A 6,000-nucleotide genomic window follows, 5' to 3' on the forward strand; every position below is an offset into this window, starting at 1 on the left:
ACCAAGGAGACCGAGAAAATGAAGAGGATGGCAAGTGTGAGTGGTGACTTCGCTTGCCAGAGTGCTGTGCCCACGACTTTTGCCTTTTCCTGAAGCATTTGAATATTTTCGGTGAAGCCTTCCCAATTGGTTGATTTATGGGTTGAAGAGTGACCAGTTTCATTTGACTCGTTCCCGGTGGTTGTTGGGTGCCGGCGGGGCGCTATGTGTCAAGTCAAGTGAGACAGTGACGTTCAGTTGATCTGCGATTCCGAGACCGGTTCGTTGATGAAGAATACGGTCGGCATCTCGGGCGGACTTGGCCGGCGCGAAAACCGGGCAGGGTTCGCGACGTAAGCCTCGTTCAGAGTGATCTGCCGGGCCTCGTCGACCGCGTCAGCGGTCCCGAAGTGCACCGACGCCGGCGTATGCCAGGCAATTCCCGAATGACGGTGAATATGGTTGTACTCGTTGAAGAATCCTTCCAAGAACACTCGTGCATCATCCAGTGATGCAAACGAAGTCGGGAAATCATGCAGGTATTTCAGAGTCTTGAATTGCGACTCGGAGTACGGGTTGTCGTTCGATACTCGCGGTCGTGAATGCGACCGGGTGATGCCGAGGTTGGTGAGCAGTTCCGAAACCAATCCTGAGGTCATCGAAGTGCCGCGGTCCGCGTGGACGGTGTGCGGGGCGATGCCGTTGCGCTCGATTGCTTCCGCAATGAATTCAGCTGCCAATTCAGCACTTTCGTGTGCAGCCACGATCCACGACGGGTTGTAGCGAGAGTAGATGTCGATCAGTACGTACAGGTGAAACCACACGCCCTTGGTGGGCCCGCGAAGTTTGGTGATGTCCCAGGTCCAGACCTGTGAAGGTCCGTCGGCGAGGAGTTCGGGGATCGCCTTCGGTGGATGTGTCGCTGTTCGTCGGCGTTCACGGTTTTGTCCGGCCGCGGCGGCGATCCGATACATGCTCGACAGTGAACACCAGTAGTTTCCCTCGTCGAGTTCCCGCGCCCAGATCTGACATATGGCCAGGTCAGCGTTCTTGTCGCTGTTGATGACGGTCAAAACTTTCGCTCGCTCGGATGCGGTGAGCGCTTGGCCGTTGTCCGGGATGGGTCTTGGTTTCCGGGGACCTTGAACGGGTGGTTGCTGGTGACGGTAGTGGGTGGCGCGGGATCGCCCGATCAGGATGCAGGATCGCCTGGTGGGGATTTCGGCGGCTCGCAGGTCGGCGAATGTGCTGTTCAGTGCGTCTTCGGTAAGGGCGGTGTGTCCGTGCTCTCGGAGATGGATTCCAAGAGCACGTGAAGTTTTCCCATGATCTCGAGCGCGGCCTCCGTCTGCGTCAATTGCTTTGCCAGACGAGCGTTCTCGCGTGTCAGTCGGGCCATTTCCTTACGTGTCGCGGCGTCGGTGTCGGGATGGGCGACCGCTTTCGATCGAGACTTCCCGGCCGCTGCGGTTCTGGCTTGGGCCCATTCTCGGAGTTGAGATTGGTACAAACCTTCGCGGCGCAGGACTGCAGATTTCTCTCCGTGTGGGGCGTTGTTGTATTCGTCGAGGATGCGGTTGCGGTATTCAGTGGTGAAGGTTCTGCGGGTCGGTTTCGGGGCAGGATCCGCCGGCGAATCTGACGGTGTTTCGGGGTTCGGGCTGCTCATCGGTGGTGCTCGTTTCATGCCCTCAGTGAGTGATCTCGGTTGCCTCCGAGTGTCTCACTAAATCCTGACAGAGAGGGGATCGACGATGACCGAAACACTTGATCCCATGGCAGAGACTGAGGTGGATCAGAAGCAGTTGGCCGAGCAGCTCCTGGCTCAGGCCAAGGAGCAGGGCGTGGAGTTGATGGGCCCGAACGGACTCCTCAATCAACTCACCAAAAACGTCCTAGAGACCGCGTTAGACGCGGAGATGACCGAGCACCTGGGCTACGAGAAGCACGATGCCGCCGGCCGCGGCAGCGGCAACTCGAGGAACGGTACCCGTTCGAAGACGGTGCTCACTGAGATCGGGCCGGTGGAGATCGAAGTGCCACGCGACGTCGATTCTTCGTTCGACCCGCAGATTGTTAAGAAGCGTCAGCGACGCTTGACGGGTATCGATGAGATCGTATTGTCATTGACGGCAAAGGGTTTGACGACCGGCGAGATATCCGCGCACTTTCAAGATATTTACGGAGCGTCGGTGTCGAAGGACACGATCTCGCGGATCACCGACAAGGTCGTCGGGGAAATGACGGAGTGGCAGAACCGGCCACTTGATCGGGTGTATCCGGTGATGTTCATCGATGCGGTGCACGTGAAGGTTCGCGATGGGCAGGTCACCAACCGGCCGATGTATGTCGCGATCGGCGTCACCGTCAATGGCGAACGCGACATCCTCGGGATCTGGGCCGGCGAGGGCGGAGAGGGCGCAAAGTTCTGGCTCTCGGTCCTGACCGAGATCAAGAACCGTGGTGTGGCGGACGTCTGCATCGTTGTGTGCGACGGACTCAAAGGATTGCCTGAAGCGATCAACACCGTCTGGGAACTCGCTGTGGTGCAGACGTGCATTATTCATCTGATACGCAACACTTTTCGCTTTGCCTCTCGTAAATATTGGGATGCGATGGCGCGTGATCTCAAACCTGTCTACACCGCTCCGTCGGAGTTTGCGGCCAGGGAACGATTCGCTGAGTTCACGCAGAAATGGGGGCAGCAGTATCCAGCGATTATCAAGATGTGGGACAACGCGTGGAGTGAGTTCGTTCCGTTCCTGGACTACGACGTCGAGATCAGGCGCGTCATCTGCTCGACGAACGCGATCGAGTCTGTCAACGCTCGCTACAGGCGCGCAGTACGGGCGCGTGGGCACTTCCCGACTGAGCAGGCGGCGCTCAAATGCTTGTACTTGGCCACGCGTGCTCTGGACCCGACAGGGAAAGGTAAGGCACGATGGGCAATGAGGTGGAAGCCCGCGCTCAATGCGTTTGCGATCACCTTCGAAGGACGCATCACCCTGAACGGTAACTAACCGACATCAAGGTCGGATCCACCGTTAATCGGACACTCCCGACCACGTAGTGCGCATCGCGGCCTACCCCACGTAGGGATGCGGACGAGAGGCTTCGTTGCCATTCCAGTCCCACGTACCCGAGCCCTGGGTGGGTGGTGGACAGGCCCTTCCGGTGGCGGGGATGGCCAGTGTCGGTGAGTGCCCCGAGTTCTGCGAGGTAGTCCAGGTTGGGGGTGTATCCCGTGGCGAGGATGACCGCGTCGACGGTTGTTGTGGTGCCGCCGGGCCAGAAGGCTTGGTTTCCTTCGAGTTTGGTGAACATGGCGCGGCGTTGCGGTGTGCCGGCGGTGAGCGCGGCGCGGTAGCGGCCGGTGTCGAACACCGGCGACGTCGGTGGCCGCGAGAGAAGATGCCCGATCGGGAGGGCGTCGATTCCGGTGTACTTGAACCAGAAGTGCATGTCTCGGCGTAGGGGTCGTTGCGGCGCGAATGTCACGGGGTTTCGGCTGGCCAGGATCACATCGGCTGTTTCGGCGAGCTCGGCAGCGATCTGTACTGCGGAGTTCCCGGCTCCGACCACGATGACGTTCTGCCCGGCGTAGGCGGTGGGTTCGCGGTAGTCGGCGGCGTGCACAACAGTCCCGGTGAAGGCATCCAACCCTTTCAGTGCGGGACTGTGTGGAGTTTCGAATCCTCCTGTGGCGGCAATGATTCGAGGTGCGGTGAAGGCGGATCCGCTGTCGGTCCGGACGGTGAACTGGCCGCCGCTGGTGGTGACGGTATCGGCTCGTTCGTTGACGTGAATGTCCACATCGAGGGTCTTTGCGTAGCGGCGGAGGTAGTCGACGACTTCGTCGCGTCCGGGATAGCGGTCACCGTCGCCGCCGAACGGTAGACCGGGGAGGGAGCTGTACTTTGCTGGTGAGAACAAAGTGAGGCTGTCGTAGTACTGCGGCCAGGAGCCGACGGGTTCGCTACCCGCTTCGATGATCGCGGTGTCGAGCCGCTGGCGGCGCAGATGATGGGCTGCGGCCAGGCCGGACTGACCGCCACCGACGACAATCGCGTCGTAGTACGTCATGAGAATTGTCTTTCGGTCAGGAAGTGATCGGAATCGTTGTGGTGGTGCGGAGGGCGGGGATGGTTGCTGCGCTGATCACGGCGCCGACGAGGGCAATCGCTCCGAGGACGAGGTAGGCGTGGGCGTAGCTTCCGGTCCAGGTGGAGAGCACGGTGCCGGCCCACGGAGCCAGGGCCATGACGATGACGATCGGTGCGGACATCAGCCCGTTGAGGCGCCCGTAGTGTTCGCCGCCCCAGCGGTCGGTGATGGCGGTGGCCTGGATCAGGGTGAAGATGCCGCGGACCAGTCCGGCGCCGATGGCGATGCCGATCAACGCCGCCGTAGAGCTCGCCAGACCTAACCACGCGGTGCTCAGACCGGCAACGGCGATGACCGATACCGTGCGTACGCGGACACTGGTCTTCGCTGCGAGTGGTAGGTAGAAGATGCGGCCGATGACCTGGCCGGCGCCGCCCAGCCCGAGCGTGAGTGCGGCGAGGCTGGGACTGAAACCGCGTTCGATCAGTAGCGGTACGAGGTTGAAGACGCCGGCGGATGCGGCGAAAGCGGCTGCCGCGAGGGCGACGATCAGAGCAAGGAATGGGAGGCTGCGTGAGGTGCGGTGGTAGTCGCCGGGCTGCGCGTGGGGCAGGCGGATGGGGTCGGGCCACCCGCCACGCAAACCCCAGATGTGTCCGGGGATGGTGATCACAGCCAGTATGGCGGCGAGCACCAGGTAGGTTGTGCGCCAATCGAATCGATCGGCCAGAGCGACAGACAGTGGCGCGAACACCGTGCTGGCCAGACCCGCGGCGAGGGTGAGAATCATCAGTGCTTTGACGTAGTTGTCGCCGTACCAGCGGGTCAGGGCGGCGAATGCCGGTGGATACAGCACCGCGCCCATCGCGATGCCGGCGAACACCCACCCTGCGAAAAACAGGGGGAGGGTGCGAGCTGTCGCGATGAGCACCAGTGCGGGTACAGCGAGGACGGATCCGGCGGTCATGATCCAGCGGGGCCCGTGGCGATCGAGGATCCGTCCGACAGGGATGCCGACGACGGCGGCGACGAGTTGGCTGACCGAGAACGCCGCCACAATCACCGAGGTCGACCACCCGGTATCGCGGGAAATGGCTACCGACAGAACAGGAAACGCGTAGTACAGGATTCCCCAGCTGGTGATTTCGGTCAGACACAGCGCCACCAGGACCCGCCGCAGCCCCGACGGGTCGAGGCTGACGGGGCGCTGCGGCGGATCCTCGATGGTCGTCATCGGCTGTGCCTTATCCGCAGGAGTTGGAACTACCGGAGGGGCTGGACAGTGAAATCAGCTCCGGAGCAGGTGCGGCGCAGCAGCCGCCCTCGGATTCCGCGGTGTCGGGTTCGTCGAAAACACCTGCGCCGCCGCAGACTCCGGTTTCCGGGAGGATCAACTCCACCCGAGCAGCGGCCTCGTGGTCACCGGCGAGTTCTGCGGCGATGCTGCGGACCTGCTCGTAGCCGGTCATCGCCAGGAACGTCGGCGCACGCCCGTAGCTCTTCATCCCCGCCAGGTACACGCCGGGCTCGGGGTGGCGAAGTTCTTTCGCGCCGTGTGGATAGACCGTGCCGCAGGAGTGGACGTTCGGGTCGATCAGAGGCGCCAGCTGTGTCGGTGCCTGCAGGATGGGGTCGAGGCCGAGTCGGATTTCCGAGAGCCAGGACAGGTGGGGGCGGAATCCGGTCAAGGTGACGACGTTGTCGACGTTCTCGATCCGGGCGCCGGTATCGGACACCAGTGCGAGCTGACCCTTGTCGGCGGATTCGACAGCTGCGGTGCGGAAACCGGTGACCACGGTGAGAAGTCCGTCGTCGACGGACTTCTTCGCACGGAGTCCGAGGGCGCCGCGGGCGGGCAGCTCGTCCGATTCGCCGCCGCCGAACGCGGAACCGATAGCGCCGCGGCGAACCGCCCAC

The 6,000-nt window shown here is 62.0% G+C and carries 5 protein-coding genes and 1 pseudogene; 1 reads left to right on the plus strand and 5 read right to left on the minus strand.

Translation table 11 applies throughout. The features are described from left to right. Positions 1-233 precede the first annotated feature (233 nt). Positions 234-1,052 (minus strand): DDE-type integrase/transposase/recombinase, encoded by an 819-nt coding sequence (locus YH3_RS32975; RefSeq protein ID WP_081377669.1) that lies wholly within the window; start codon positions 1,050-1,052, stop codon positions 234-236. A gap of 179 nt (positions 1,053-1,231) precedes the next feature. Further along, positions 1,232-1,648, minus strand: coding sequence for a transposase (locus tag YH3_RS32980; protein WP_064444968.1), 417 nt, complete (start codon positions 1,646-1,648; stop codon positions 1,232-1,234). An 85-nt stretch (positions 1,649-1,733) separates the two neighbouring features. Between YH3_RS32980 and YH3_RS32985 the strand changes: the two genes are divergently transcribed. Next, complete coding sequence (locus tag YH3_RS32985; RefSeq protein WP_003943361.1) at positions 1,734-2,999, plus strand: IS256 family transposase; 1,266 nt, start codon at positions 1,734-1,736, stop codon at positions 2,997-2,999. Here YH3_RS32985 and YH3_RS32990 read toward each other — a convergent pair. From YH3_RS32990 to YH3_RS36995, 3 genes and pseudogenes are all read right to left on the minus strand, one after another. Then, complete coding sequence (locus YH3_RS32990) at positions 2,980-4,062, minus strand: NAD(P)/FAD-dependent oxidoreductase (RefSeq protein ID WP_064444935.1); 1,083 nt, start codon at positions 4,060-4,062, stop codon at positions 2,980-2,982. The two genes, YH3_RS32985 and YH3_RS32990, sit on opposite strands and share 20 nt — an antisense overlap. Before the next feature lie 16 nt (positions 4,063-4,078). After that, positions 4,079-5,317, minus strand: coding sequence for an MFS transporter (locus YH3_RS32995; protein WP_064444936.1), 1,239 nt, complete (start codon positions 5,315-5,317; stop codon positions 4,079-4,081). Positions 5,318-5,327: 10 nt separating this feature from the next. Then, a pseudogene (locus tag YH3_RS36995) lies at positions 5,328-6,000 on the minus strand (flavoprotein); the annotation flags it as partial.

Origin of the sequence: Rhodococcus sp. YH3-3 (assembly GCF_001653035.1) — a bacterium.
GTDB lineage: Bacteria > Actinomycetota > Actinomycetes > Mycobacteriales > Mycobacteriaceae > Rhodococcus_F > Rhodococcus_F qingshengii.

Bases quoted from the DNA above. Each gene is read 5' to 3' on its own strand.
- YH3_RS32985 (WP_003943361.1), top strand. From the start codon at position 1,734: ATGACCGAAACACTTGATCCCATGGCAGAGACTGAGGTGGATCAGAAG.
- YH3_RS32980 (WP_064444968.1), bottom strand. From the start codon at position 1,648: ATGAGCAGCCCGAACCCCGAAACACCGTCAGATTCGCCGGCGGATCCT.
- YH3_RS32995 (WP_064444936.1), bottom strand. From the start codon at position 5,317: ATGACGACCATCGAGGATCCGCCGCAGCGCCCCGTCAGCCTCGACCCG.
- YH3_RS32990 (WP_064444935.1), bottom strand. From the start codon at position 4,062: ATGACGTACTACGACGCGATTGTCGTCGGTGGCGGTCAGTCCGGCCTG.